Raw genomic sequence first — 26420 nt, 5'->3', positions numbered from 1 at the left:
AGAAGGTAAGACCATGAGCAGTCAGACAAATCAGCCTCGGGTGAAACGGCGTAGGGTATTCTATATTCCCGGATATGACCCGATCCCGCCACGGCGCTATCGCGAGCTTTACCGCAGTGAAAGCGCAAGACAGGCGGCTATTTCAGGGTATGAAATCTCGGTCTCGCCCAAAACCGGAGAGGGCTTGTATGGATGGCACGTCCAATCGGTTCAGGACGGGGCTGAAGTTCACACAGATGTCGAGGTGCTGGTCTGGTCCGACATCGTACGCTCCAGCATGTCGAACTCGATTGTGGCCACCTATCTGCAGATGCTGCGTACGGCATGGATCTATATCTCGACGGGCGTGTTATGGCGCCTGATGCGATTGCGCAAAGGTCCGGTGATAGCCGCGCTTTACCCGATCGTGATGCTGATCGCACAGCTTTTGGTCGCAATGGCTGTGGTCATCGGATTGACGGTTCTGCTTGCGCCGGTCCTGTCTTTGGTGGCGTTGGTTCTGTCTATTGGTGTTGCCTATGTGCTGATGCTGTGGTTCCGGAAAATCGACAACAGGCTGTTCGTCTATTACCTGATGCACGATTACGCCTATTCAGCGGCTTCAGGCGGTAAAACACCTCCTGAATTGGCCGGACGCCTATCGGAGTTCACAAATGCGATTGCCGCAGCTCTTACCGATGAGACGGATGAGGTTCTGATCGTCGGCCACAGTTCCGGCGCTCATCTGGGTGTCACGGTTCTGGCCAATCTGATCCGATCCGGACGGGTGGGCACAGACGGGCCTGAGCTGTCCTTTCTGACATTGGGGCAGGTGGTTCCCATGGTCTCGTTCCTGCCCAACGCATATGATCTGCGCGCGGACCTGAGGTTTCTTTCGAAACGCGAAGACTTGGCTTGGGTCGACATTTCTGCACCCGGGGACGGCTGCGCATTTGCTCTGTGTGATCCTGTCGCTGTAAGCGGGGTAGCCGATGCCGATCAGCGCTGGCCTTTGGTGTTATCTGCCGCGTTTACGCAAACGCTGTCAGCAGAACGGTGGCGCGCCCTGAGGTGGCGGTTTTTCAGACTGCACTTCCAATATCTCTGCGCCTTTGATCACCCGGACAGGTACGATTATTTCCGCGTGACTGCCGGGCCTCTGTCGCTTGGGCATCGGTTCGCAGGGCGTAAACCCTCGGGATCACGGATTGCGCAATCCGTGTCCAAATATGTATCGGTGCAGCCATGACCCCGCCAAAACCCACATCGCGGCCAGACAGGGTTTCGCTGTGGCGCTATTTCAGGTTGTTTCGCAAGGACATCCTCTCGGCACAGCCGCAGCGATTGTACCGCGCATGGATGGCCGAGTTTAAGACGCCGTTCTTTCGATCATACCTGACGAACCAGCCAGAACTTGTTAAAACCGTTCTGAAAAAACGCCCCGATGATTTTCCGAAATCAGACCGTATTGGCGAGGGTCTGCGGCCGTTGCTGGGGAATTCGGTCTTTCTGACCAATGGTGAAAACTGGAAACGCCAGCGTCGGGTTATCGACCCAGCGTTTGAGGGCGGGCGCCTGAAAGATACTTATCCGGCCATGGTCCAGGCGGCAGAGGCCTGCGTCGCGCGTTTGCGCGGGCAGGCCGGTTCTGTCATCGAGTGCGAAGAGGTCACCAGTCACGTCGCCGCGGATGTGATCTTTCGAACGCTTTTTTCTGTACCGATTGAAGACCGCGTTGCGTCTCAGGTTTTTGAGAAATTCCGAACCTATCAAAGAGAGCAGCCGCTGTTGAATTTGGCGGCGTTTCTGCCTCTGCCCAAATGGATGCCGCGGCTACATTCCAGAAAAACTCGCAAGACCGCGCGTGAAATCAGGACGCTGATCACCGAAATGACTGCTCAACGCGCGAGGATGATTGAGGCCGGGCAGGCGCCGCATGATCTGGCGACAAAGATCATGACAACGGCTGATCCCAAGACCGGCAAGTGTTTTGACACGCAGGAGATGGTTGATCAGGTGGCGATCTTCTTTCTGGCAGGCCACGAGACCAGCGCTTCTGCGTTGGCTTGGGCCTTGTACCTTTTGGCGACCCACCCGGATTGGCAGGACAAGCTGGCGGCCGAGGCGCAAGGGCTGGACCTATCCGATTTTACCTCCGTATCGCTGTTGAAGCTCAGCCGCGACGTGTTTCGCGAAACGCTGCGCCTGTACCCTCCGGTCCCGATGATGGTGCGAGAGGCCACATGCCGCGAAAACTTCAGGGGCCGAGCGATTAAACCGGGCTCGCAGATAGTCATCAGCCCGTGGCACCTGCATCGGCACGAACGTCTGTGGGCAGACCCCGACGGGTTCGACCCGTCCCGCTGGGCTAAGGGCAATGAGGAAAGTTGTCCCAGAGAGGCTTTCATCCCATTCTCGGCCGGGTCGCGCATTTGCATCGGTGCCGGTTTTGCAATGGTCGAAGGTCCGTTATTGCTGTCGTCACTACTGCGGAAGTTCAGGTTCGAAATCTCGGACATGCCAGAGCCGGTTCCGGTGGCTCATCTGACCATCAGATCCAAAGATGGAATTTGGTTGCGCCTGGTTGAGCGCTAACAAACTACCATCGGCATGCTCCATGCTGTATGCGGTTGAAAAACGCGGAATCATTTCGAACGGGAAAGTCATATGTCCAAAACACAACAGCGCGAGCAGATGTCCAACGGTGCCGGTTTTATTGCTGCACTGGACCAAAGTGGCGGCTCGACCCCCAAGGCGCTGGCGCTTTATGGGGTAGACGCGTCAGAATACGGCTCGGACGCAGAGATGTTCGGCGAAATCCAGAAGATGCGCGCGCGTATCATTCTGGCGGATGGCTTCACAAACGACAAAGTCATCGGCGCGATCCTGTTCGAACGCACGCTCGGCGAAGAGATTGATGGCCGTAAAGTCGCTGATTTCCTTTGGAACGTAAAAGGCATCGTTCCGTTTCTGAAAATCGACAAGGGCCTCGAGGATGAGGCAGACGGCGTTCAGGTCATGAAACCGATCCCCGGTCTGGCCGACACTTTGGCAAAGGCCGAGGGCGTTTTCGGTACCAAGGAACGTTCTGTGATCCATGAGGCCAACGCGAAAGGCATCGCAAACGTTGTGGCGCAACAGTTCGACGTGGCGCGTGAAGTTGTTGCCGCCGGTATGGTCCCGATTGTCGAGCCTGAGGTGAACATCAACTCGGCCACCAAAGCCGAGGCCGAAGCCATTCTGAAAGCGGAATTCCTGCAGAATCTGGATCAGTTGGATGATGGGCAGGATGTCATGCTTAAGCTGACCATCCCCAATCAGGCTAATCTGTATGACGATCTGGCTGACCACCCCAGAGTCCTGCGGGTCGTGGCCCTGTCGGGCGGATATTCGACCGAGCAAGCCTGCGATCTGCTGGCGCAGAATGGCAAGATGATCGCGTCATTCTCGCGTGCGCTGACCGAAGGGCTGTCGAAAAAGCAGTCAGATGCCGAGTTCAATACGGCTCTGGGCAGCAATATCGATAAGATTTTTGGCGCTTCGGCCTAAGCAACACTATTCCGGCTTAATGAAATCGCGGCGCATCTGCGCCGCTTTTGCCCGCATAGAGCACTCGGTCGCATGATCGTTTACAAGACCCATGGCCTGCATGAATGCAAAAACCGTGGTCGGGCCCACAAACTTCCATCCCCGCTTTTTAAGGTCTTTGGACATGGCAATAGATTCAGCCGAAGTTGAGGCTGTTTGTGGCGCTGGCGGTGAACTGGCCTCATAGCGCCAGACATAAGCTGCAATCGACCCCTCAGCTGCCACCAGCTCCTGGGCGCGCCGGGCGTTGTTGATGACTGCTTCGATCTTTCCGCGATGCCTGACAATGCCTGCATCCAGCAAAAGACGGGTGACATCGGCCTCATCAAACTTCGCTATTGCGTTGTAATCAAAATGTTTAAATGCTTTTCGAAAGTTCTCGCGTTTGGAAAGAATGGTGCGCCAGCTGAGGCCGGACTGAAAGCTTTCAAGGCACAGCTTCTCAAACAAACGCTGATCGTCGCTGACCGGATAGCCCCATTCATTGTCGTGATAGTCGAAAAACTCTGGCGCAGACTGACACCATGCACAACGCGGTTGACCGTCTGGGCCGGTAACTGTTTCGCTCATCACTAAGTTCCCTTTTTGTTCTGGTATGAGCATAGGCATTTTCCAGAGGCCAAATCAAGAACGGAAAGTCAGCCGCGATACCAGTTCAGAATATAAACGCGTATTGCCGAAGCCAATCCGACCTCAGGGTCACGGTTAAAATCAATTTCCGCAGCTAAGGCATTGATTGCCATATCCTTATCAGCTGCAATGGCACGAAAGGCTTTCCAAAACTCGTCCTCAAGAGATACCGAGGTTCGATGGCCCTTAAGCGTCAATGAGCGTTTGATGGGACGTCCGCTCATTTGTCGATCTCATGTCCGTCCAGATCGCGCCGCGACTTATCCAGATGCTTTTTGCTGGCGTCTTTCTCGGCTTTGTTGCGCCCGAATGACACGGCGTTTTGGTCCGCGCGGGCCTTTTTCTCGGCCCGCGCCTTGTCTTTTCTGTACCGGTTCAGATTGACCGGCTTTGCCATCAGTCCTTGGGTCCAATCATTTGTTCGGGGCGCACAACCGCGTCAAAGGTTTCGGCGTCGACAAAGCCAAGCGCGATGGCCTCTTCCTTAAGGGTGGTGCCGTTTTTATGCGCGGTCTTGGCAACAGTCGTTGCGTTGTCGTACCCAATGGTTGGCGCCAGCGCGGTGACCAGCATCAGCGATTCCTTCATCAGTTTTTCGATGCGTGGTTCGTTGGCCTGAATGCCTAGCAACATCCGCTCGGTAAAGCTGTCTGTGGCATCACCAAGCAACTGGATCGACTGCAAAAGATTGTAGGACATCATAGGGTTATAGACGTTCAGTTCGAAATGCCCCTGGCTGCCGGCGAATTTTATGGCGGCATCGTTGCCCATGACGTGTGCTGCGACCTGTGTCAGTGCTTCGGCTTGTGTTGGGTTTACCTTGCCTGGCATGATGGACGATCCGGGCTCATTCTCAGGCAGGATCAATTCGCCCAGACCGGAACGCGGTCCAGATCCCAAAAGTCTGATATCATTTGCAATTTTATAGCAGCTGCCAGCAATGGTCGCCAAAGCACCCGATAGGAAAACCATCGCATCATGGGCGGCGAGCGCCTCGAACTTATTCGGAGCGGTAACAAAGGGCAGGCCGGTGATATCTGCCATATTCGCAGCGACCGCTTCGCTCCACCCGGATTGAGTGTTTAGGCCAGTACCAACAGCAGTTCCGCCCTGGGCAAGCTCGTAAATTCCAGGCATCGCGGCGTTGACCCGTGCGATACCCTGACGAATTTGATGGGCGTAGCCGCCAAATTCCTGACCCAGTGTCAGCGGCGTGGCATCCTGCGTATGGGTCCGGCCGATCTTGATGATGTCTTTGAATTCTTCGGCCTTCTGCTCCAGCCCCGAGGCCAGCTTTTCCAGACCCGGCAGCAGAACGTCCCGAACGCTCATACCCGTGGCGATATGCATGGCCGTCGGGAACGTGTCGTTCGAGGACTGGCCCATGTTGCAATGATCGTTTGGATGAACCGGGTCTTTTGTGCCGATTGTACCACCCAGGATTTCGATAGCCCGGTTCGCAATAACCTCGTTCGAGTTCATGTTCGACTGGGTGCCGGATCCTGTTTGCCAGACGACCAGCGGAAAGTTGTCGTCGAACTTGCCTTCAAAAACCTCACCCGCGGCCTGAATCACCGCATCCGCAATCCGCGCGTCCAGTTTCCCGGTCGACTTGTTCTGCAAGGCGCAGGCTTTTTTGATCACACCCAATGCCCGCACAATGGCCACAGGCTGTTTTTCCCATCCGATCGGGAAGTTCATAATCGAACGCTGGGTCTGTGCACCCCAATATTTGTCTGCGGGAACTTCCAACGGGCCAAAGCTGTCGGATTCGGTGCGGGTTTGAGACATCGGTCACTCCGTCATGTATACCATTGCATGCCAATTACAGTCAGCAGCGTCGCGGTGCAATCGGCCAGTTGCGCGCACCATAAACTTATGCCTGACAAAGGTATAGGCGCAGAGCTGCGTCATTTTTCTCGTCGCAATCGCCATCACCGCCATTGTACGCGTCGGTGGGTGAGCTACTATAGAGTCAGAGCACGCCGGAGGCCGCAATGCGTCTGAATCACCCGACCACTTGCCTGAAATTCATTATCTATTCCTTTGCCACCGTTCTGTGGGCCTCCTTGGCGGTAAATCCGCTTCATGCGGCAGATATTGAGCCCTTTGTTGGCAGCTACGTTGGGTCTGCCAATGTTGTCGATGCAAACGGGACCGAAACACCTCGTGATATGAGTGTGTCAATCCAGGAATCGAAGAACGGGTTCAATGTTAGTTGGAAGACGACAACTTACAAACTGAATGGCCGCGTCAAGGAACAGGCGTTCTCGATTGATTTTCAGACCTCGGACAGATCGGACATCTTTTCCGCGGCCATGAAGCGCAATGTATTCGGCCATGAAGTTCCGCTTGACCCGATGCAGGGGGAACCGTTCGTCTGGGGCCGGATTGAGGGTCAAACTCTGACCGTGTTTTCGTTGTTCATTGCAGAAAATGGCGGCTATGAGCTGCAGCAATATGACAGAACGCTGGCAGAAGGCGGTCTGAACCTGTCATTTTCCCGTTTCCGCAACGGTACCAAATCACGTTCCGTAGAGACGTTCCTGACGAAAGAGTAAGCCCCGCGAACCGCGAGGCTTACGAGCGCATATACTATTTTCTGAAGCTGTCCAGCGACACGACATCAGCGTCATGCTGTTGCGGTTCTTCTTCGACCTCGATTATCTCATCGTCCATCGGATCAAAGTCATCCTCTTCATCCGGGCTTTCAAAACGCAGGCCAAATTCCACAGAGGGGTCGACAAATGTTTTGATCGAGGCATAGGGGATGTACAAAGGTTCCGGCGCGTCGCCAAAGTTGAGCGTGATGGCAAATCCGCTTTCGCCGACCTCAAGATTTTCGAACCAATGCTGCATCACGACAGTCATCTCTTCCGGATAACGATCATGTAGCCAGTCGGCAATTTCCACGCCGTCACACCTGGTATCAAACGTAATGAAAAAGTGGTGCGCACCCGGCAGGCCATTTTCTGAAACGCTGGTCAGAACCGTCTTGATCAACCCGCGCATGGCGGTGTGCATCAGGTTCCCATAGTCGATGTCTTGCGACATGTGTCATCCTCAAAAGTGGCTTCCCTCAGCATAAGGGATTCCTTTGGAAACGAAAGGCCGGTTACACGCTGACTGTTCAGAGAAAAAACAGGCCGGTGCCAGCAGCTAGCATAACCATTAGCGTAAGCGCCATGCCGAATTTAAGTTTAAAAATCAACGCTCCGGCGAAGACAGTCAGCACAGCGGCTTTCACATCCAATGAGGTCAATTCAGGCCAGGGCAGGCTGATTGGTCCAAAGGTTTTATTTGGCAGTTCTGAAAACAGCACATTCAGGGCAAACCACACGGATAGGTTGAGAATCACCCCAACTACAGCAGAGGCAATACCTTGCAGGGCCGCCGATAACCGGGGCCGCGCAGCGATGTGGTCAAGATAGGGGGCTGTGAGGAATATCCACAGAAAGCAGGGAACGAATGTTGCCCAAAGTGCAACGATACCTGCGGCGATGGCCAGCATCGATCCGCCCGAGATCTGACCGGTCAGCATAGCGACAAATTGTGTTACCAAAATCAAAGGCCCCGGTGTCGTTTCCGCCAGACCAAGCGCGTCGATCATCTGATCTGTGGATATCCAGTTATACTGATCCACAACGGTCTGCGTCATGTAAGCTAGAACAGCGTAGGCCCCGCCAAATGTCACAACTGCGAGGCGGGCAAAGAACCAGCCAAGATCGCTGAGAAGTTTCTGCCCAGAAAGACTTAACAGCCACAACGGGCCAAGCCAAAGAACCAACCAGATCGACGCGTTCCGCAGCACTTCGCTTAGGCGCGGGGTGGGGGTGTCGACCGGTCGGGCGGCGACGCCGTTGAAGCTCAGATACCCCCAAAGGGCTGCCGCCGCGATGATCGCGGGGAAGGGGAGGTCGAACAGAAAGATTGCCAGAAACGCGAGGCCCGAGATCGCACGATGTGAGACGTCCGACAGCGCTTTGCGGGACAGGTTTCGCAGGGCCTGTAGCACGATGATGATCACCGTAGCTTTCACGCCCAGAAACGCGGCCTGCACCAGAGGAAGCGCGCCATAGGCCGCGTATAGTGCCACCAATGCTGAGATAATGATCGCACCGGGCAGAACAAACAGGCTGCCTGCGATCATACCGCCCGAGACGCCGCGCAGACGCCAGCCGGAATAGGTTGCAAGCTGCATCGCTTCAGGGCCGGGCAGCAACATGCACAGCGACAGAGCCCGAAGATAGGTTTCTTCGTCCAGCCAGGGACGCCTTTCGACGAGTTCCTGATGCATCAATGATATTTGGGCTGCCGGGCCGCCGAAGGACAGCAATCCAATGCGGCCAAACACTCGGATGAGTTCAGGATATGTTGGTGTGCTCATTTCTCGACTGCCGGCCAATCATGTTTCTCGTCAAACCCGTCGCGGGCCCAGAGATACAAGGCATCGTACAGATGCATCCCGGCCTCGATGGCCTGATGGTCGTCTTTATATAGGCGCGATAGCCCCACTGAAACCGCAAGAAGCCCGGCTGCTTCGGGCGCCAGATCATGCCTGTTCGTATCCGCGGCCCGGACAACTGTCGCAAGCCTGTTCATTGCGGGCGTGGCGAGTTGGAAATCTTTTACCAAAGCATCAAATGTGCAGTTATCCCCTCGATGGCTCCAGCAGACGCCCTCAACATCGAACGGGGTGGCGTTAAAGACTTCGGATACCTTTGCCACTTCGGATGGGGCAACAAACAGAAAACGTGCGTTGGGGTCGATGAACCGGCGGATCAACCAGGGGCAAGCGATGCGGTCAATCTTAGGCCGATGGCGCGTTACCCAGAGTGAAGGAGACGCTGGTATATCTGCAAATGGGATGCGCGGAGCATCGGGTGTTTCGCGCCATGCGTATATGCCGCCTTCCAGATACTCAGCGGCCACGCCTTCACTCCTCAGCCAGGAAACAACGGCCTGACTCAGCTTTTTGCCCTTTTGGCAAATGATGATGCTGGGGCGGTTAGCGATGAGCCCCTTCAGCCCATCCAGATCCTTCGCCGGATGACGAACCGAGCCCGGTATCAGAAAGGGATCCATTTCAAAATCGGCATCGGTGCAGATATCCACCAGAACAGGCGCCCGAGGCGTTCCGATCAGACGTAACAGTTGTTTCGGTGTGATAGCATTAGGCGCAGGCATAGCATGTCTCCTGTGATCGACGGATACATGCGAAACTTGGGCTGTCGCCTCACGGGGCGTTCGCAATCTTACCCCATAGGCTTTGCTACCGCGACAGGCCGGTCGGGGTCAAGATTGCGAGCTCATTTCCTAGGCCCAGTCCAGCCGTTGACCAGTCATGCATACGGGCAGGGTGTCCTTGGGAAACTGACCAAGCTGTTCAAATAAGGAAATGAAGTCAAACTGGTTATACGCCTCGACAATACGACCTTCTTTAATGCGGCCAATCATACTGCCAGAGGCCTGCAGTGGTGCGCCGTTATCGGCGCGTGTTGTGCTGACCTGCAATATCGCCGATACCCAATCGCCATTTTCGATGATTTTGGGCAGCTCAACATGGATATCGCCCAGAATGTGGCGAAACGCCATGACCAGATCCCGAAAATCATCGGCCCCCACCTGCATTTCCGGAATCAGTCCTTCGGCTGTCGTTTCCGGCGCGAAATACCGATCAATCGCATCGGTATTTCCGTTTTCCCAAACCTCTGAATACCATTCTCTGAGTATATCTGCGTGTGACATCCCAGCTCTCCTTTTCCTCACGGGCCGAGCATGACGCGAATGAGTGAACAAACTCTGAACGTGAACACAGACAGGGTTAAACAGCAGACATTTAAGGGAAAATGCAGGTTTCTGTTGCCAGGTACCTGCGAACCCCGCCTTACGCTGCTAGGCGCAAGGGCTTAAGTTTCGGTCTTGCTACTGCTTACGCAGCAACTGCAACCGGAGCACGATTGTCATTTGCAATTGTACTGTTTGGGCCGGTACGGTGGCACCCCGCCGAGACAAAGCTAACCCCTTTAGACGTTCGTCGATCCTATTTCGGCCCCGCGATCCTCAAATGAAGGATGTTGGTGGAGCCGCCGGGTACCGCCCCCGGGTCCGATCCGCTTATTACGAGCGCGTTTATGTCCATAGTCCCGAAGGACATCCCTTATATAGGTGAGCCACAAGGGGAAAGCAAACCCCATACTTCAACGAAAAGACGGATTATATAATAACGTCTTAGCTTGTTCGGTTAATGTTTGCCAGGATCAGCCACAGCGCCAATATCAGCTCGATTCCCCCAAATGTCATCGCTTTGATCAAAGGGGGGTGATCCAGAATGACGGAAACAAACCGGCCCAAGGCTGCGCCGGCATAAACAACGCCCAACATCGCATAGGCCATGGGAGTGTTCAGCCAAATGACCGCAATTCCGGTGACAACAAAAAGCCCACCGACCGAAGCGCGCAATTCGCTTAACCCCATGGTGCTGTTCGTAGGCGCCAGGTCCAGCGAGGCCGCGGTCCAAGCGGGTGCTAGAAACCCAAAGAGGCCGAAACCGATTGTCAGAACCGCCGCGGCAATATTCAAAATCGACGTCATTGTACCCTCATTCGGTTGGTTTGCGCCGCTGTTTGGCGACGTCCAGGGCAAGCTTACGGGTATAAGCTTCGAGATCCACCAGTGCTGAATCTACCGCAGCAGCGTCCCGCCGATCCAAAGCATCGGCAATCTGGTTGTGCAATACGATGATCTCTTCTCGGGACCGCGCCGTAAACGTGATCATGTTCATCAAAGGCTGCATCGCCTCGACGGCGCCGGCCAGTTGATAGGATAACACCGGATTGCCGGCCCCATCGACCAATGCCCGGTGAAAGGTCACATCCGAGGCGCAAAAGGCTTCGTCTGTCAGCCCGGGTTGAGCCTGCCGAAATATCTCGGCACGCATCGTCGCCAGATGATCCGCCGTCCTGCGTTCGGCTGACAAAGTTGCGCAGGCGCGTTCCAGCGAATACCGAGCCTCGCAAGCCGTTTCAAAACTGACCGCGTTCATGGACAGCAGCAACGTGGATGTGGTGATCTGTTGGGAATACGCATCCTGATAGCTCAGCCGGTTGACAAATGCTCCGCCCGTCGCGCCACGTTGGGTGCGGATCAGGGACTGTGCCGCAAGGCGTTTAAGGGCCTCACGCACGGTTGGTCGGGACACCTGAAACTGGTCGGACAGTTCCGCCTCAGAAGGCAGGCGTTCATCTACAATCAACCGACCCGATATGATCGCATCTCGGATTGATTGGGCGATCTGAACCGAAAGGTCAGCAGGTTTCTTGGGGTCGATTTTCATTTTGAGCAGGGCCGCAGGCAAATTTTCATTTGTCTGACATTTAAAAGTCTGACATTTGAATTGCAAGGACTGAGTCGGGAGGAACAAGTGAGTCGCGCAGTTCTACGTAATGGGTTTTGGCTGGGATTCTACGCTCTGATCCTGTGGGCGTGGTGGATGATGTTCGTGATGAACCGCGCCATGGATCTGGATTGGATCGGCCGTCCCGGAGCAATGGGGCAGGCGATGCGCGCCATGGACCCCAGGATGGACATGTATATGCCCATGGCAGAGTTCGGCCCGCTGTTTTGGATGTGGGCCATCATGATGGCCGCAATGATGTTGCCGACCATTATTCCAACTCTGCGCAGCTACGACGATCTAATCCGCAGTGCAAATGGCACACGCTCCGGCTGGATTGGTGTCTTGATTGGCTACTTCGTGGTCTGGGTCGGGTTTGCCGCGCTCATTACCGGGGTGCAACTGGTTCTGCTGTTTGGCGGCGTTGTCGACATGCTGGGCATTGCGAAATCCGGGCTTGTTGCGGGCGGGTTGATGATCGCCGTCGGCGCCTTTCAATTCACCCGCGCCAAAGAGCTGTGCCATGGGGTCTGCCATGCCCCAATGACCTATTTTCTCGGCCATTGGAAAACCGGTTTTTCAGGCGGTTTTCGCATGGGGCTTGGCCTTGGTGCGTTCTGCGTCGGATGCTGCTGGGGCTTTATGGCGCTCGGCTTTGTGGGCGGCGTCATGAGTCTGCTGTGGATGGGTCTGGCGACCTTTTTTATGGTTCTCGAAAAACTACCCCAGATCGGTCACGTGATTACACGGCCGCTGGGATTTGCTCTTATCGCGGGCGGCTGTGCCTTGCTCGTATACCCCTTTATCTATGGAGGATAAGCTATTGGCTAAGAACAAAAAACCAGAGGCAGATCGCCTGCCGATCAGCCAACGTATCGACAGCCGCATGCCCAACCCCAAGCGGCGTGAGATGAGCCCGACGAATTGGGCGATCAAGGGAGAGCTGATCCTTAACTGCTCGTGCGATCTGTTCTGCCCCTGTGTCGTATCGCTTGGCGCGCATCCTCCGACCGAGGGTCATTGTCATGCCTGGATGGGGATTGTCATCGATGAGGGCCATTACGAGGGCGAAGATCTGTCGGGCCTCAATGTTGGCCTTCTGGTCGATATTCCGGGTCGCATGGGTGAGGGGCAGTGGAAAGTTGCCGCCTATGTCGACGAACGGGCCAGCGGTAAGGCCTATAACGGGTTGCTCCAGATATTCAGCGGTCAGGCCGGGGGCACGACCGGCTTGTTTACCATGCTGGTCAGCGAAATTATCGGGGCCGAACGTGCTCCGGTTCAGATCGAACGCGACGGGACCAAGCGCCGCATCATGATTGGTCGGAAAATCCAGGGCGAAATCGAGATGTTGGCGGGCAAAGACCCCGAGCATCCGGTGATGGTCTCAAACTCGAAATACTGGATGGGACCGGACATTATCGTGGCGCGCGGCACCAAATCCAAAGTCCGCGATTACGGTCGGGTCTGGGATTTCGGTGGAAAATCCGCAGAAATTTGCCCAATCGACTGGCAAGGGCCGAAATAATACGTAATCTCAAAGGATTACGTGCAATACGTGATCCAAATTTTTCAATCGCCAGACACGCCATCGCGGCCTTTTGCACCAGATGCTGACGGGACCGCAGGCTTCGAATTGTGATCTGGCATTATGCACGAGGAGGCTTGAGTGGCCAATATTTCCTTCTCTCGCCGGTTGCGGCGCACACCTTTTTCTGAAGGGGTCGAAGCCGCAGGCGTAAAGGCATTCACGGTCTATAACCGGATGCTATTGCCAACTGTATTCGACAGCGTCGAGGCTGATTACCGGCACTTGAAAAAGCATGTGCAGGTCTGGGATGTCTCGTGTGAGCGACAGGTCGAACTCAGAGGTCCCGACGCGGCACGCCTTATGCAAATGCTGACGCCACGCGATTTGAGAGGCATGTTGCCCGGCCAGTGCTATTACGTCCCTATCGTTGATGAGACCGGTGGCATGTTGAATGATCCGGTTGCGGTGAAACTGTCCGAGGACCGCTGGTGGATCTCCATCGCGGATAGCGATTTGTTGTTATGGGTCAAAGGAATCGCGAACGGTTATCGGCTGGATGTTCTGGTGGATGAGCCAGACGTCTCACCCTTGGCGGTACAGGGGCCAATGGCGGATGAACTGATGTCTCGCGTATTTGGCGAGCGCGTCAAAGACATTCGGTTTTTCAAGTTCGACATGTTCGAGTTTGCGGGCCGCGATCTGGCCATCGCCAGGTCGGGGTATTCAAAGCAGGGCGGGTTCGAGATTTATGTCGAGGGCAGCGATATCGGAATGACGCTGTGGAATGCGCTGTTTTCGGCAGGCGAGGATTTGAACATACGCGCAGGTTGTCCCAACCTGATCGAACGCATTGAGGCTGGGTTGCTGTCCTACGGAAACGATATGACCGACGACAACACCCCACATGAATGTGGCCTGGGCAAGTTCTGTAACACACACACGGCGATTGGGTGCATTGGCCGGGACGCGTTGTTGCGGGTCGCAAAAGAAGGGCCGATCCAGCAAATCCGTCCGATTGAAATCGCTGGGCCGGCGGTGGGTGCCTGCGTTGCTCCATGGTCGGTATACGCTCAGGGGAAACGGGTTGGTCAAATCACTTCTGCCGCTTGGTCTCCGGATTTCAACACCAATGTTTCCATTGGGATGCTCAAGCTCAGCCATTGGGACGAAGGCACGAAGATAGAGGTCGAAACGCCCGACGGTATGCGTGAGGCGACTGTAAGGGAAAAATTCTGGATATGATCGCAAGCGGCGTATCGGGTTCAGAAACAGGTTATTACACGGGGTCGGGGCTGTACTCTGACGTCCAAAACAGGAGGACATTTTGATGTTCAACGCACTGGTGATGGAAAAAGACGAGGAAAGCGGGCTGGCCAGCCCCTCGGTTCAACAGCTTTCGGAAGGGGATCTGCCGCAGGGTGAGGTTACCGTGGCGGTTCAGTATTCAACGGTAAATTATAAGGATGGTCTTTGCCTGTCGCCCAAAGGCGGGGGGCTGGTACGCAGCTATCCGCATGTTCCTGGCATCGACTATGCGGGGACGGTCGAGTCGTCTTCGGATGAGCGATATAAACCGGGTGACAAAGTGGTCCTGACCGGTTGGCGTGTCGGTGAGGCGCATTGGGGTGGGTACTCACAAAAAGCTAATGCCCGTGCCGATTGGTTGGTTCCGCTGCCCGATGGGTTGGAGCCCCGCCAGGCCATGGCCGTCGGAACCGCTGGGTTCACCGCGATGCTGGCAGTTATGGCACTTGAGGATCATGGGCTGAAACCGGGGCAGGGTCCGGTTTTGGTCACAGGGGCAGCAGGTGGTGTTGGTTCGGTCGCGACGGCGATTCTTGCCAATTTGGGATACGAAGTGGCAGCCGTCACCGGACGACCGGAAACCAGCGATTACCTGAAGTCTTTGGGCGCCACGACCATTGTGCCACGCGAAGAGTTGAACGAGACAACTAAGCGCCCCCTGGAAAGCGAGGCATGGTCTGGCTGTGTGGACGCGGTTGGCGGCGCAATGCTGGCACGCGTTCTGGGGCAGATGAAATACGGTGCCTCGGTCTCGGCCGTGGGGTTGGCTGGCGGCGCGGGCCTTCCGGCAACTGTTATCCCTTTCCTTTTACGCGGTGTGAACCTCTTGGGGATCGACAGCGTGATGCAGCCTTATGAAAATCGGCTGCGGGCCTGGCAGCGGATAGCAACCGACCTTCCGATGGACAAGCTTGAGGCGATGATCCATCCCGCAAAGCTGAGCGATCTGCCCCAATTAGGGGCGGATATCCTGCAAGGTCAGGTTAAAGGTCGTGTTGTCGTAGACGTAAACGCCTGATCCGGAATGAATATGTCTGACCGACCGCATTGATTTGCGGTCGGTTAATTTTGTAGCTGCAGGTTCGCGAAAATCCGGCAAACACCTCTGGTCAATGGCGTAAATACGGATCATCATTGCTATACATCCCAAATTGAATGGCTTATGAGCCATGCAAACAGTACCTGAAGACGGGGAGTGAGCAGAATGTCTGACGATTTCGAACTGGACACAGACGACCTGAAGCGCCGTATGGACGGCGCAATGTCAAACCTCAGAACCGAATTTGCATCGCTGCGCACCGGGCGCGCCTCGGCCTCGATGCTCGAGCCGGTGATGGTCGATGCCTATGGTTCGATGACGCCGATCAACCAGGTGGGAACGGTCAATGTGCCCGAGCCGCGTATGGTAACGGTCAATGTCTGGGATAAAGGGCTGGTCGGCAAAGTGGAAAAAGCGATCCGCGAAAGTGGGCTGGGCATCAACCCTCAGCTTAACGGAACGATCATCATGCTACCGATCCCGGAACTGAACGAAGAACGCCGTCGCGAGTTGGGCAAAGTCGCCGGACAATATGCCGAACACGCGCGCGTTTCGATCCGCAATGTGCGCCGCGACGGGATGGATCAGATCAAGAAGGCCAAGGCTGACGGTATGTCCGAAGATGACCAGAAGTTCTGGGAAAGCGAAGTGCAGGATCTAACCGACCAGATGATCAAGGTAGTAGATGCCGCGCTTGAGACCAAGCAGGCAGAAATCATGCAGGTCTGAGACCGGGTGATGCCCTCTTCCTCGCATACCATGCCCGAAAGAGGGCCCCAGCATGTCGCGATCATCATGGATGGCAATGGTCGCTGGGCGCAGGCCCGCGGGCGACCTCGCCTGTTTGGCCACCACGCCGGGGCAAGACGTGTGCGCGATGTGGTCGAGGCCTGCCCGAGGCTTGGTATCAAATATCTGACTGTTTTTGCGTTTTCGACCGAGAACTGGAAACGCACTCAGGTCGAAGTTGCCGGTCTGATGAGCTTGTTTCGGCGCTATATTATCAAGGAAACCCGGACGCTCCGAGACTCGGGTGTTCGGGTGCGTTTCATCGGTGACAGGGTCAAGTTGGATGCCAAACTGATCGAATTGATGGATACGCTTGAGGCCGAGACCGAGGGAAATGATCTGGTTCACCTGACCATTGCGTTGAACTATGGCGGTCGGGATGAAGTCGCGCGGGCTACCAAACGTCTGGCACAGGATGTCGCTGACGGGCGCTTGCATCCTGATGATGTAGACGAAGAAACGCTGCCGAAATATCTGGACACACATGTTCTTCCCGATCCTGATCTGGTGATCCGAACCAGCGGCGAGGCTCGTATTTCCAATTTTCTGTTATGGCAATCCGCCTATTCGGAATACGAATTCATCGACACGCTCTGGCCAGACTTCACTGCGGCAGAGCTTGAGCGCCTGTGCCTGAGCTATGGCAGCCGAGACCGACGGTTCGGAGCTGTACCGGCATGAGTGACGGGCGCTGGTCCGACCTGACTGCCCGCGTATTGTCGGCGGGTGTCCTTGTTGCCGTTGGCGCTGTCGAGGTCTGGCTGGGCGGTCTGTGGTTCGAAGCCTTCATTTCCATTGCTTGCGGGCTGATGACCTGGGAACTGGTCCGTATGATCGACCCGGGCAGGAAAGCTGTTGCGATCCAGCTTGCCATATTGACCGGTTTTGCGGTGGTGCTGAGTTACCATCTTCCGGCACTCTATAAACTTCCCTTCTTGCTTGCTCCGGCACTGGTCGGGGCAGGGCAGGTCAGCCGGTACCGGGGTATCTATACTCTCTTCGCGCTGTGGATCGCGGCCGCGGGGCTGGGCTTTATCTCAATCCGGACGAATATGGGATTTGTCTGGATGGTCTGGCTGATATCGGTCGTCGTTGCTACGGATGTCGCCGGATATTTTGTCGGAAAGGCATTGGGTGGGCCAAAATTCTGGCCACGAGTCAGCCCGAAAAAGACGTGGTCGGGAACAGCAGGAGGCTGGGTAGCGGCTGCCATTGTTGGCTTAGCCTTTGCGGCTTACGGCGGCTTCGGAACTTGGTTCATCGTGATCTCGGTTCTGGCGTCAATGGCCAGCCAGGCCGGCGATATTGTCGAAAGCGCGGCCAAACGAAAATTCGGCGTCAAGGACAGTTCGAACCTGATTCCCGGCCATGGCGGCTTCCTTGATCGATTCGATGGGATGATGGGGGCCGCTCTGTTCGTTCTGCTTGTGGGGTTGATTTTTTCCCCCGGAGCCATGTGATGCGCAAAATCTCTGTTTTTGGAGCGACGGGTTCTATCGGGCAAAACACGATAGATCTGATTGACCGAAATCCATCAGCGTATGATGTTGTCGCCCTGACTGGTGGAGCCAATATCGAACAACTTGCACGTGACGCCAAACGTTTGAATGCGGATATCGCGATTACAGCCCACCCAGACCGGCTTGAGGACCTGCGAGCGGCCTTGGCCGGTTCTGATGTCGAGGTCGCCGCCGGCGCGAATGCTCTGGCCGAAGCTGCGGCGCGACCGGCTGACTGGGTCATGTCTGCCATCGTTGGGGCTGCGGGGTTGCAACCAGGGCTGACGGCGCTTGAACAGGGCGCGACGCTGGCTTTGGCGAATAAAGAAACGCTTGTCTGCGCGGGTACTTTGGTTCTGGATACTGCCCGAAAGCACAATGCCCGATTGCTGCCGGTGGACAGCGAACATTCTGCCGTTTTTCAAGCTCTGGTCGGTGAAGATATGGCATCGGTCGAGCGTATCATCATCACTGCCAGCGGCGGCGCTTTCCGTGATTGGCCAATGAGCAAATTGGCCTCGGCCACGGTTGAGCAGGCATCGAGCCACCCGAACTGGAATATGGGGCAGCGGATCACGATTGATAGCGCTTCGATGTTTAACAAGGCGCTCGAGGTGATCGAAACACGCGAATTCTTCGGAATATCCCCGGATATGATCGAAGTGATTGTGCATCCGGAATCCATCGTTCATGCGATGGTCGGGTTTAACGATGGAGCGGTTATGGCCCATATGGGCGCGCCAGATATGCGCCACGCGATCGGATATGCCCTGAATTGGCCAAAACGTCAGACCCTTCCGGTCGAAAGGCTGAACCTTGCAAAGCTGGGACAGTTGCGATTTCAGGAACCAGACGAAAACCGATATCCGGCTTTGCGGTTAGCGCGCGACGTCATGGAGCGGGGCGGGCTGTCCGGAGCGGTTTTCAACGGAGCCAAAGAATGTGCACTCGACCATTTCATTGCAGGTCGCATTGGTTTTCTTGATATGGCAGACATCGTGGCCGCCGTCTTGGATCGTTTCGATGCACAAGACAACCATATTGACGCCCCAATGACCCTTGATAACGTGCTGCAAACCGACCATCTGGCACGTATATGGGTCGATAGCGCCGTTGCGCAACGAGCAGGAAAATAAATTGGACGTACTCTCACTGATCCCACAGTTCGGCAATTTGATTTACACCATATTCGCCTTTGTGATCGCGTTATCCGCCATCGTAGCCGTACATGAATACGGGCATTACATTGTTGGCCGTTGGTCCGGCATCTACGCCGAAGTGTTCTCAATCGGTTTCGGTCCGGTACTCTGGAGCCGTATCGACAAAAGGGGAACGCGCTGGCAGATCGCAGCGCTTCCATTCGGCGGGTATGTCAAGTTTTTGGGTGACGCCAATGCAGCATCCGGCAAAGACGAAGCGGCTATGTCTGAAATTTCTGAGCAAAGCCCGGAGGAGCTGCGCCGCACAATGCATGGCGCGCCACTTTGGGCTAGGACGGCAACTGTTGCGGCAGGGCCAATCTTTAATTTCGCAATGTCGATACTGGTCTTTGCCCTAATTTTCTTTACGCAAGGCGCAACCAGAGACCCTCTGACCGTTGGGTCTCTGCATCCTCTGCCGGGGACAGTGCAAGAGCTGCGTGAAGGTGATGAAATCCACGCGATTGCAGGTATTGACCTGCCAGATTTCGAGCAAGAAGGATCGTGGAGCGAGTTCGTAGACTCTTTGCCCGTTGACCCCGTACTTGATTACACAGTTCTTCGTGACGGTGACACATTGGACGTTTCCGCACCTTGGCTGTTCCCCCCCCTGATTCAACAGGTTGTTCCGCGCAGCGCAGCAATGGATATCAGCTTGGCACAGGGGGATGTCATAACAGCGGTTAATGGCGACCCGGTTTATGCCTTTGAACAGCTCAAGGACCATGTGGAAAGCTCTGATGGGCGGCCACTGCTGTTGAATGTCTGGCGTGACGGAGCGGAACTGGAGTTTGCCCTGGCTCCACGCCGCACGGATGAGCCGCAGTCTGATGGTGGTTTTGTAACGCATTGGAGGATCGGGATCGTCGGCGGCATGATGCTAGAACCTGCAACCGAAAGGGCGGGCATCCTGACATCTCTTGGCGGCGGTGTGCGACAAACATTGCGAATTATTGACGGGTCTCTTTCAGGTATCTGGCACATGGTGACCGGAGCGATCAGCACCTGCAACATGTCCGGCCCGATCGGAATCGCCGAAACCTCGGGTGCGATGGCCAGCCAGGGAGCGCAGAACTTCATCTTCTTTATCGCCGTTCTGTCAACTGCTGTCGGTTTGCTGAACCTGTTTCCGATTCCGGCTTTGGATGGGGGACACTTGGTATTTTACGCATATGAGGCCATTTCCGGGAAACCACCCAGCGACAAAGCGCTGCGGATTTTGATGGGCATCGGAGTGTCAATCATTCTGGCTCTGATGCTGTTTTCCGTCTCAAATGACCTATTCTGTTGATTTGGGCGGGGCTTGCACAATCTAGTCGCAATTCCGCCCCAATTCCCTCATAGGATGTGTTCGTTTCATAATTTTGTCTGTCAGAGGCGATCATGGCGAATGCTATCAAAAAATCATATCGCAGCTTTAGCTTCCTGCTTGTGCTGAACTGGGACTCGATCTTGTTTTTCGGCGCGACTGCGTTGGCTATGGGTGGATGCGCTTATCTGATCACCATGTGATTCTGTTCCTTTCTTTTTATTTGCTGAACAGCGGCCCATTGGGCCGCTTTCTCTTTTTCGGCTTTTGACAAGGCCAGACAATCCCGTTACTCAGCTTTAAAGTCTTAAAATTCTGGGTAGAGAAAAATATGACCGACAGGCGAGGCGCAGGCACATCCTGCGGGGGGCAAAAGCCGGTAAACAAGATTTTGTGGCAGGCCCTAACATTCTTTTTCTTATTTGCCACAGTTAGTTTGCTGTCACTGCCGCAGGCTGCTCAGGCGCAAAGCTACACCATCAACTCGTTCGAAGTTGAGGGGAACAGGCGCATCGAGACATCGACAATCATCGCACGATCGGGAATCGAACCTGGGCAGACGGTGACAGCTGGACAACTCAACGATGCCTTCCAACGGCTGCTTGACAGTGGTGTTTTTGAAACAGTCGATTTGACCCCTCGTGGCAGCACTTTGGTCATCAAAGTTCAGGAATATCCTACGATCAACCAGATCAGCATCGAGGGTAACAAGAGGCTTAAGGATGAGCTGTTGCTCAATGCCGTTTCGTCTCAGCCCCGCCGGGTCTTTACACCTCAGGTCGCTGAAGCTGACGCAGACATGATTGCCGAAATCTATTTGGCTCAAGGACGTGTTGCAGCAACCGTCATCCCCAGAATCATCCGCCGCAGCGACAATCGGGTAGACCTCGTTTTTGAAATCTCCGAAGGTACGACGATCGAGGTTGAGCGCGTAAGCTTTGTTGGCAACCGGGCCTATTCCGACCGGCGTCTGCGCCGTGTGCTTGAAACCAAGCAAGCCAATTTCCTGCGTACGTTCCTGCGGGGCGATACTTTTATCGCTGACCGGATCGAGTTCGACAAACAAGTCATCCGTGATTTCTACTTGTCGCGTGGCTATGTCGATTTCCGCGTCAACAGCGCCAATGTTGAATTCACGCGTGAGCGCGACGCGTTTTTCCTGGTGATGAATGTAACCGAAGGTCAGAAATTCTCATTCGGCAAGATCACCACCGTGAGCGAAATACCCGGTGTGGATGCGGCCGAATATCAGGCCGCACTCAAGGTCAAGCCGGGTGTCACCTATTCTCCTTCACTGGTCGAAAACTCTATCGCCAGGCAAGAGCGTTTGGGCATTCGGCAAGGGGTGGACTTTCTGCGGGTTGAGCCGCGCGTCACGCGCAATGCACGTGATCTGACGCTGGATGTTGAATTCGTTCTGACCAAAGGACCGCGTATCTTTGTCGAGCGTATCGACATCGAGGGCAACACCACCACGCTTGACCGCGTGATCCGTCGTCAATTCGACACCGTCGAGGGTGATCCTTTCAACCCGCGTGAAATCCGGCAGGCGGCTGAACGTATCCGGGCATTGGGCTATTTCGCCGTCGCTGATGTTGAACCGCGCGAGGGTTCGACGCCCAGCCAAGTGATCGTGGATGTCGACGTCGAAGAACAGCCAACAGGCTCGCTCAGCCTCGGTGGTAGCTACTCGATCTCTGACGGTTTCGGCATTGCGATCGGCCTAAGTGAGTCAAACTTTCTAGGCCGTGGACAGACCGTCGGGGTTACGATTTCGACCGCACAGGATTCAGAAGAGTACTCCCTGAATTTCACCGAACCCTATCTTTTGGGCCGCAAGCTTCGCTTTGATCTTGGTCTGGGTTTGGCGTCGACCGACTCCAGTTTTGCCAGCTATAACACCGAGCGTGTGTTCTTTAACCCTCAGTTGAGCTATGCGATCGGAGAGCTGTCTTCGTTGCGCGTACGCTATGCCTGGGAAAACAGCGAGATGAAGCAGCAGGACAACGAGGCAAACGGCGCGGTCATCGCCTCTGAGATTGATCAGGGTGAACGCACGACCAGTTCTCTGGGTGTGTCCTATGTATATGACAGCCGCCTTGGTGGGCTTAACCCCAATGCCGGTGTTTTGTTTGAGGTTGGCCTGGATGCCGCTGGGCTGGGTGGGGACAACAAGTTCTACAAAACCAGCGCACGCGGGATTGCCCAAACACGCGTTCTGAGTGAAGAAGTCGTTCTTCGTGCATCGCTTGAAATGGGTGCAATGCACTGGACTGGCAACGATTTCAGCCGGACGTTGGATCGCTTTGTGTTGGGCCCCAATAAATTCCGCGGGTTCGAGCCAGCGGGTTTGGGGCCACGGGATCTGTCAAATGGTCAGGATGACGCTATCGGCGGGAATTACTATTGGGTCGCGCGTCTGGAATCGGACTTTCCTCTGGGCTTGCCCGAAGAATTGGGCCTGCGTGGAGGCGTGTTCTATGATTTCGGTAACCTGTACAATATCGACGATGTAAACACTTCGGGTGCCAACATTGTCGGTGCGGATGGGTCTATCCGCCATGTTCTGGGTGTTGCAGTCCTATGGGAAACACCGTTTGGCCCGCTGCGCTTTAACTTTTCGCAAGCGCTCAAGAAAGAGGACTTTGACAAGGAACAGAATTTCGACCTGACCATTCAGGCGAGGTTCTGATCTCGGATGCGAGGTAGTCTTCAAACCTATATGCAGGGCCCCATTCGGGCCCTGTGTCTTTTTCTGACCTTAACCCTGGCAGGACCGGTTACCGGACAGCAGCTTGGCGTGACACAAGCCAGCGTCCTGACAATCTCCAGCGAACGATTGTTTTCTGACTCGGCGTTTGGACGTCGCATTCTCAGTGAGATCGAAGCAGAGGGGACTCTGCTTGCTGCCGAGAACGAGCGGATCGTTGCAGAGCTCAGCGCGGAGGAGAAGGACCTCACCGAAAAGCGCGCCTCTCTGTCTGCTGAAGAATTTCGTCCCCTCGCAGAGGCGTTCGACAGAAAGGTTCAGAACCACCGAGAAGGGCAGCGCGCCAAGCTTGATGCCCTTGCGCGTCGCAGTGAAGATGCACAACAGATGTTTTTTGAACTCGCCCGCCCAGTATTGATCGATCTTTTGCGCGAATCTGGCGCCTCGGTCATTATTCAACGCTCCAGCGTGTTTCTCAGTTCGGATCTGTCCGATGTGACAGATGCCGCCATCACCCGAATTGATACAGCCATTGGTGATGGAACAACACTTGACGAAGGTACAGGCGAATAGGTTTGCTTGCCCTCGGGTCGCGGTGTTGCTAACCACATTGAAAAGAGAAATCCAGAACAGGATATCAGAACTATGAGCACGGACACCAAAAGCGCCGACATTCAGCTGATTCAACGGATATTGCCGCACCGCTATCCGTTTCTGCTGGTCGACAAGGTGGTCGAGATTTCAGGCTATCAGTCAGCGGTCGGCATCAAGAACGTCACCATGAACGAGCCGCATTTCCAGGGCCATTTCCCTGGTACACCGATCATGCCTGGTGTGACCATTGTTGAAGCAATGGCGCAGACCGCAGGTGTTATGCTTGGCGTTGGGATGGATGTCATCGACAGCGACTTGTTGATCTATTTCATGAATATCGACAAGTGCAAGTTCCGCCGCAAAGTCGTGCCCGGTGACGTGCTCGAGATGCATGTTGACACTGTGCGCGGCAAGAAGGGTGGCAAGATCTTCAAGTTCTCTGGCAGGGCCACGGTTGATGGAGAGGTCGCAGCCGAAGCTGAGTTCTCAGCCTATGTTGATTGGGACATGGAAAAGACAACATGAGTGGGATTCACCCTAGCGCAATCATCGAAGACGGTGCTCAGATCGGAGAGGGCTGTGTCATCGGCCCTTTTTGTTTTGTTGGTTCAAGGGTGCGGTTGAAAGACCGGGTAGAACTGAAGTCGCATGTTGTTGTTACCGGTGACACCGAGGTGGATGAAGATACCATAATCTTCAATTTTTCGGTCATCGGTGAAATCCCGCAAGACCTTAAGTTCGGCGGTGAAGATACGCGGCTGGAAATTGGCAAACGAAACCGTATCCGTGAACATGTAACAGTGAATTCTGGAACAGACGGCGGTGGCGGTGTAACCCGGATTGGCGATGACTGTTTGCTGATGGCTGGTGTTCACGTGGCTCACGACGTTCAGATTGGCAATCGCGTGATCATGGTGAACCATTCTGGTGCCGCGGGACATTGCATTATCGAAGACGATGTTATCGTCGGCGGGATTTCGGGTTTGCATCAATGGGTTCGTGTGGGCCGTGGGGCGATTATCGGCGCGCTGACGATGGTGCCCAACGACGTGATTCCCTATGGGCTTGTTCAAGCGCCTCGCGGCGAGCTGGACGGCCTGAATCTTGTTGGCCTCAAACGGCGCGGTGTCGCACGAGCTGATATTTCAGCTTTACGCGCAGCGTTTCGCGAATTGTCCGATGGTGACGGAACTTTTATGGACCGCGCCAAGCGCTTGGGTGAAGATGCCGAAAGCGAATATGTCCGCGAAATCGTCAATTTCGTAACCGGCGATTCGGATCGGTCCTTTCTGACACCGAGGAAGTAACATCATGTTGGCACTGATCGCGGGAACAGGTGTGTTGCCGGACGAAGTGGTTTCCTGTCTGGCTGAACGGCCCTTGATCTGCGCGATGGAAGGCTTTGCCCCGGATACTCTGTCTGCCGACATCGTTTTCCCGCTGGAACAGCTTGGATCATTCATCGCAGATCTCAAAACCCGTGGCGTAACTGAAATCTGTATGGCCGGAGCGGTTCAACGTCCCGCCGTTGACCCGTCGCGCATTGATGCCGCGACGATGCCGTTGGTGCCTATTCTGGTGCAGGCGATTCAATCCGGCGATGACGGCGCATTACGGGCTGTCATTGGGATATTCGAAAACTCAGGCCTGAATGTCCGTGCCGCGCATGAGATTGCGCCTGAACTGCTGCCTCCGCTTGGTTGTTTGACAGAGGCACAGCCCTCAGACGCGGATCGCGCAGATGCGGATCGGGCATCCAGTATCCTGCGTGCCATGGGGGCAGCTGATATCGGCCAGGCCTGTGCAGTTTCCAAAGGGCAGGCTTTGGCGATCGAAGGAATTTTTGGCACCGCATGGATGCTCGAGTCTCTGACTCAACGGCCCGATGCGGGGGGTGGGGTGCTTTTCAAGGGTCCAAAGCCTGATCAGGACTTTCGCGCGGATCTGCCAGCTATTGGACCTGAAACCATTTCCAGCGCCGTCGCAGCTGGTTTGTCCGGGATCGTGATCGAAAAGGGCGGGGTGCTTGTATTGCAGCGACAACGTGTAATTGCTGAGTGCGATCGCCTGGGTTTGTTCCTTTATGTGCGTGAGCGAACCAACTGATGCGGGTGTTTCTGGTCGCCGGCGAACCTTCGGGCGATCGATTGGGCGGCGCGTTGATGGAAGGGCTACGTGCCCTTGTCCCAGATGTTACATTCGACGGGGTCGGCGGACCATTGATGCAGGCCCAGGGTCTGAACAGCCGCTTTCCGATGTCCGAATTGTCAGTGATGGGCTTGATCGAGGTATTGCCAAAATTCTTTCACCTCAAGCGCCGGATATCTGAGACAGCGCAGGCCGTTCTGGACACCAAACCTGACGTATTGATCACCATCGACAGTCCAGACTTCTCGTTGCGCGTTGCCAAGTTGGTCAAAGCAGCAAGCGATACTCGAACCGTCCACTATGTGGCCCCCAGCGTTTGGGCCTGGCGACCGGGGCGTGCGGATAAGATGGCCAAGGTCATCGACCATGTGCTGGCGTTGCTTCCGTTTGAGCCGCCCTATATGGAACGCGCCGGGATGGAATGTGATTTTGTTGGCCATCCGGTTGCAAGCGAACCCATCGCCTCAGATCGCGATATCCAGGAGTTTCGCGCCGCCTATGATCTTGGGGATGCTCCGCTGGTTCTTGCCTTGCCGGGGTCGCGCAAGGGTGAGGTTGACCGTCTGGCGCCTGTATTTGGTCAGGCCTTAGGGCAATTCCTAGCCGACCGGCCGGGTACGCGGGTTATTGTTCCGGCGGTTGCACATATGGTCGAGGCCGTAACCGAACATCTGCAGACATGGCCAGGCAATCCCGTCGTGATC

General features: G+C 55.3%; 30 protein-coding genes and 1 other RNA gene. 20 read left to right on the top strand and 11 right to left on the bottom strand.

Features of this window, described 5'->3' with window-relative positions; translation table 11 throughout:
• Nucleotides 1–13: 13 nt before the first annotated feature.
• The 3 genes from AC2FJ5_RS18975 (at nucleotide 14) to AC2FJ5_RS18965 (ending at nucleotide 3528) form a co-directional block, all read left to right on the top strand.
• Entirely contained in the window at nucleotides 14–1228 is a 1215-nt protein-coding gene (locus AC2FJ5_RS18975) for a hypothetical protein (protein WP_496691279.1), read from the top strand.
• Complete coding sequence (locus AC2FJ5_RS18970) at nucleotides 1225–2574, top strand: cytochrome P450 (RefSeq protein ID WP_496794317.1); 1350 nt, start codon at nucleotides 1225–1227, stop codon at nucleotides 2572–2574. The genes AC2FJ5_RS18975 and AC2FJ5_RS18970 overlap by 4 nt, the downstream gene beginning before the upstream one ends.
• Before the next feature lie 72 nt (nucleotides 2575–2646).
• On the top strand, nucleotides 2647–3528 hold the full coding sequence (locus AC2FJ5_RS18965; protein WP_496794316.1) for a fructose bisphosphate aldolase: 882 nt from the start codon (nucleotides 2647–2649) through the stop codon (nucleotides 3526–3528).
• 6 nt (nucleotides 3529–3534) lie between these two features.
• On the opposite strand, the gene AC2FJ5_RS18960 is transcribed toward AC2FJ5_RS18965, so the two are convergent.
• From AC2FJ5_RS18960 to fumC, 4 genes are all read right to left on the bottom strand, one after another.
• Nucleotides 3535–4137: a DNA-3-methyladenine glycosylase I gene (locus AC2FJ5_RS18960; RefSeq protein ID WP_496691276.1), complete on the bottom strand. Its 603-nt coding sequence runs from the start codon at nucleotides 4135–4137 to the stop codon at nucleotides 3535–3537.
• Nucleotides 4138–4205: 68 nt separating this feature from the next.
• Nucleotides 4206–4421, bottom strand: a complete 216-nt coding sequence (locus tag AC2FJ5_RS18955; RefSeq protein ID WP_271947000.1) for a ribbon-helix-helix domain-containing protein — start codon at nucleotides 4419–4421, stop codon at nucleotides 4206–4208.
• Nucleotides 4418–4594 (bottom strand): DUF4169 family protein, encoded by a 177-nt coding sequence (locus tag AC2FJ5_RS18950; RefSeq protein ID WP_281972139.1) that lies wholly within the window; start codon nucleotides 4592–4594, stop codon nucleotides 4418–4420. The genes AC2FJ5_RS18955 and AC2FJ5_RS18950 overlap by 4 nt, the downstream gene beginning before the upstream one ends.
• Nucleotides 4594–5988: a class II fumarate hydratase gene (fumC, locus tag AC2FJ5_RS18945; protein WP_496794315.1), complete on the bottom strand. Its 1395-nt coding sequence runs from the start codon at nucleotides 5986–5988 to the stop codon at nucleotides 4594–4596. The genes AC2FJ5_RS18950 and fumC overlap by 1 nt, the downstream gene beginning before the upstream one ends.
• Before the next feature lie 206 nt (nucleotides 5989–6194).
• On the opposite strand from fumC, the gene AC2FJ5_RS18940 reads away from it, so the two are divergent.
• Nucleotides 6195–6758: a hypothetical protein gene (locus tag AC2FJ5_RS18940; RefSeq protein WP_496794314.1), complete on the top strand. Its 564-nt coding sequence runs from the start codon at nucleotides 6195–6197 to the stop codon at nucleotides 6756–6758.
• Nucleotides 6759–6792: 34 nt separating this feature from the next.
• On the opposite strand, the gene AC2FJ5_RS18935 is transcribed toward AC2FJ5_RS18940, so the two are convergent.
• The 7 genes from AC2FJ5_RS18935 to AC2FJ5_RS18905 form a co-directional block, all read right to left on the bottom strand.
• Nucleotides 6793–7251 (bottom strand): SspB family protein, encoded by a 459-nt coding sequence (locus AC2FJ5_RS18935; protein WP_281972137.1) that lies wholly within the window; start codon nucleotides 7249–7251, stop codon nucleotides 6793–6795.
• 76 nt (nucleotides 7252–7327) lie between these two features.
• On the bottom strand, nucleotides 7328–8584 hold the full coding sequence (gene chrA / locus AC2FJ5_RS18930) for a chromate efflux transporter (protein ID WP_496794312.1): 1257 nt from the start codon (nucleotides 8582–8584) through the stop codon (nucleotides 7328–7330).
• The gene (locus AC2FJ5_RS18925) at nucleotides 8581–9384 is read right to left on the bottom strand and encodes a chromate resistance protein ChrB domain-containing protein (protein WP_496794311.1); all 804 of its coding nucleotides are present in this window, start codon (nucleotides 9382–9384) and stop codon (nucleotides 8581–8583) included. Before AC2FJ5_RS18925 ends, chrA begins: the two co-directional genes overlap by 4 nt.
• A 129-nt stretch (nucleotides 9385–9513) precedes the next feature.
• The gene (locus AC2FJ5_RS18920; RefSeq protein ID WP_142633933.1) at nucleotides 9514–9945 is read right to left on the bottom strand and encodes an ester cyclase; all 432 of its coding nucleotides are present in this window, start codon (nucleotides 9943–9945) and stop codon (nucleotides 9514–9516) included.
• Nucleotides 9946–10045: 100 nt separating this feature from the next.
• Nucleotides 10046–10391, bottom strand: a transfer-messenger RNA (tmRNA) gene (ssrA, locus tag AC2FJ5_RS18915).
• A 37-nt stretch (nucleotides 10392–10428) separates the two neighbouring features.
• Nucleotides 10429–10791, bottom strand: coding sequence for a DUF4345 family protein (locus AC2FJ5_RS18910; RefSeq protein WP_496688002.1), 363 nt, complete (start codon nucleotides 10789–10791; stop codon nucleotides 10429–10431).
• A gap of 7 nt (nucleotides 10792–10798) precedes the next feature.
• Entirely contained in the window at nucleotides 10799–11533 is a 735-nt protein-coding gene (locus AC2FJ5_RS18905; protein ID WP_142633929.1) for a FadR/GntR family transcriptional regulator, read from the bottom strand.
• Nucleotides 11534–11620: 87 nt separating this feature from the next.
• Here AC2FJ5_RS18905 and AC2FJ5_RS18900 point away from each other — a divergent pair, with 87 nt between their 5' ends.
• From AC2FJ5_RS18900 to AC2FJ5_RS18825, 16 genes are all read left to right on the top strand, one after another.
• Nucleotides 11621–12412, top strand: a complete 792-nt coding sequence (locus AC2FJ5_RS18900; RefSeq protein WP_496688004.1) for a DUF2182 domain-containing protein — start codon at nucleotides 11621–11623, stop codon at nucleotides 12410–12412.
• A gap of 4 nt (nucleotides 12413–12416) precedes the next feature.
• Nucleotides 12417–13121: a DUF1326 domain-containing protein gene (locus tag AC2FJ5_RS18895; RefSeq protein ID WP_281994647.1), complete on the top strand. Its 705-nt coding sequence runs from the start codon at nucleotides 12417–12419 to the stop codon at nucleotides 13119–13121.
• A gap of 141 nt (nucleotides 13122–13262) precedes the next feature.
• Entirely contained in the window at nucleotides 13263–14366 is a 1104-nt protein-coding gene (locus tag AC2FJ5_RS18890; RefSeq protein WP_496788600.1) for a dimethylsulfoniopropionate demethylase, read from the top strand.
• An 85-nt stretch (nucleotides 14367–14451) separates the two neighbouring features.
• On the top strand, nucleotides 14452–15447 hold the full coding sequence (gene acuI / locus AC2FJ5_RS18885) for an acryloyl-CoA reductase (RefSeq protein WP_496691270.1): 996 nt from the start codon (nucleotides 14452–14454) through the stop codon (nucleotides 15445–15447).
• Nucleotides 15448–15633: 186 nt separating this feature from the next.
• Nucleotides 15634–16197: a ribosome recycling factor gene (frr, locus tag AC2FJ5_RS18880; protein WP_142633921.1), complete on the top strand. Its 564-nt coding sequence runs from the start codon at nucleotides 15634–15636 to the stop codon at nucleotides 16195–16197.
• Nucleotides 16198–16206: 9 nt separating this feature from the next.
• Nucleotides 16207–16938, top strand: coding sequence for an undecaprenyl pyrophosphate synthase (gene uppS, locus AC2FJ5_RS18875; protein ID WP_142633919.1), 732 nt, complete (start codon nucleotides 16207–16209; stop codon nucleotides 16936–16938).
• The gene (locus AC2FJ5_RS18870) at nucleotides 16935–17717 is read left to right on the top strand and encodes a phosphatidate cytidylyltransferase (RefSeq protein WP_142633917.1); all 783 of its coding nucleotides are present in this window, start codon (nucleotides 16935–16937) and stop codon (nucleotides 17715–17717) included. The genes uppS and AC2FJ5_RS18870 overlap by 4 nt, the downstream gene beginning before the upstream one ends.
• Nucleotides 17717–18892 carry a 1-deoxy-D-xylulose-5-phosphate reductoisomerase gene (gene dxr, locus AC2FJ5_RS18865; protein ID WP_496794309.1) on the top strand — a complete coding sequence of 392 codons (1176 nt, stop codon included), beginning with the start codon at nucleotides 17717–17719 and terminating at the stop codon, nucleotides 18890–18892. The genes AC2FJ5_RS18870 and dxr overlap by 1 nt, the downstream gene beginning before the upstream one ends.
• Nucleotide 18893: 1 nt before the next feature.
• Nucleotides 18894–20246 (top strand): RIP metalloprotease RseP, encoded by a 1353-nt coding sequence (gene rseP, locus AC2FJ5_RS18860; protein ID WP_496693192.1) that lies wholly within the window; start codon nucleotides 18894–18896, stop codon nucleotides 20244–20246.
• Between the two features lie 92 nt (nucleotides 20247–20338).
• Nucleotides 20339–20467 (top strand): hypothetical protein, encoded by a 129-nt coding sequence (locus AC2FJ5_RS18855; RefSeq protein ID WP_496695396.1) that lies wholly within the window; start codon nucleotides 20339–20341, stop codon nucleotides 20465–20467.
• 128 nt (nucleotides 20468–20595) lie between these two features.
• Nucleotides 20596–22956, top strand: coding sequence for an outer membrane protein assembly factor BamA (gene bamA, locus AC2FJ5_RS18850; RefSeq protein ID WP_281972129.1), 2361 nt, complete (start codon nucleotides 20596–20598; stop codon nucleotides 22954–22956).
• A gap of 108 nt (nucleotides 22957–23064) precedes the next feature.
• Nucleotides 23065–23547, top strand: coding sequence for an OmpH family outer membrane protein (locus AC2FJ5_RS18845; RefSeq protein WP_496695397.1), 483 nt, complete (start codon nucleotides 23065–23067; stop codon nucleotides 23545–23547).
• Nucleotides 23548–23619: 72 nt separating this feature from the next.
• A complete protein-coding gene (fabZ, locus tag AC2FJ5_RS18840; RefSeq protein ID WP_496794308.1) occupies nucleotides 23620–24093 on the top strand; it encodes a 3-hydroxyacyl-ACP dehydratase FabZ in 474 nt (157 codons plus the stop codon).
• A complete protein-coding gene (lpxA, locus tag AC2FJ5_RS18835; RefSeq protein ID WP_271947043.1) occupies nucleotides 24090–24875 on the top strand; it encodes an acyl-ACP--UDP-N-acetylglucosamine O-acyltransferase in 786 nt (261 codons plus the stop codon). The genes fabZ and lpxA overlap by 4 nt, the downstream gene beginning before the upstream one ends.
• A 4-nt stretch (nucleotides 24876–24879) precedes the next feature.
• Nucleotides 24880–25674: an LpxI family protein gene (locus AC2FJ5_RS18830; RefSeq protein WP_496708432.1), complete on the top strand. Its 795-nt coding sequence runs from the start codon at nucleotides 24880–24882 to the stop codon at nucleotides 25672–25674.
• Nucleotides 25674–26420, top strand: a 747-nt coding sequence (locus AC2FJ5_RS18825) for a lipid-A-disaccharide synthase (protein ID WP_496794306.1), incomplete at its 3' end; no start/stop codon positions are given. The genes AC2FJ5_RS18830 and AC2FJ5_RS18825, both read left to right, overlap by 1 nt.

It is taken from the genome of Ruegeria sp. CDSA221 (genome assembly GCF_059611825.1).
Note: the sequence above shows the minus strand (reverse complement) of the source record. Positions and strands in the feature narration are given on the sequence as shown.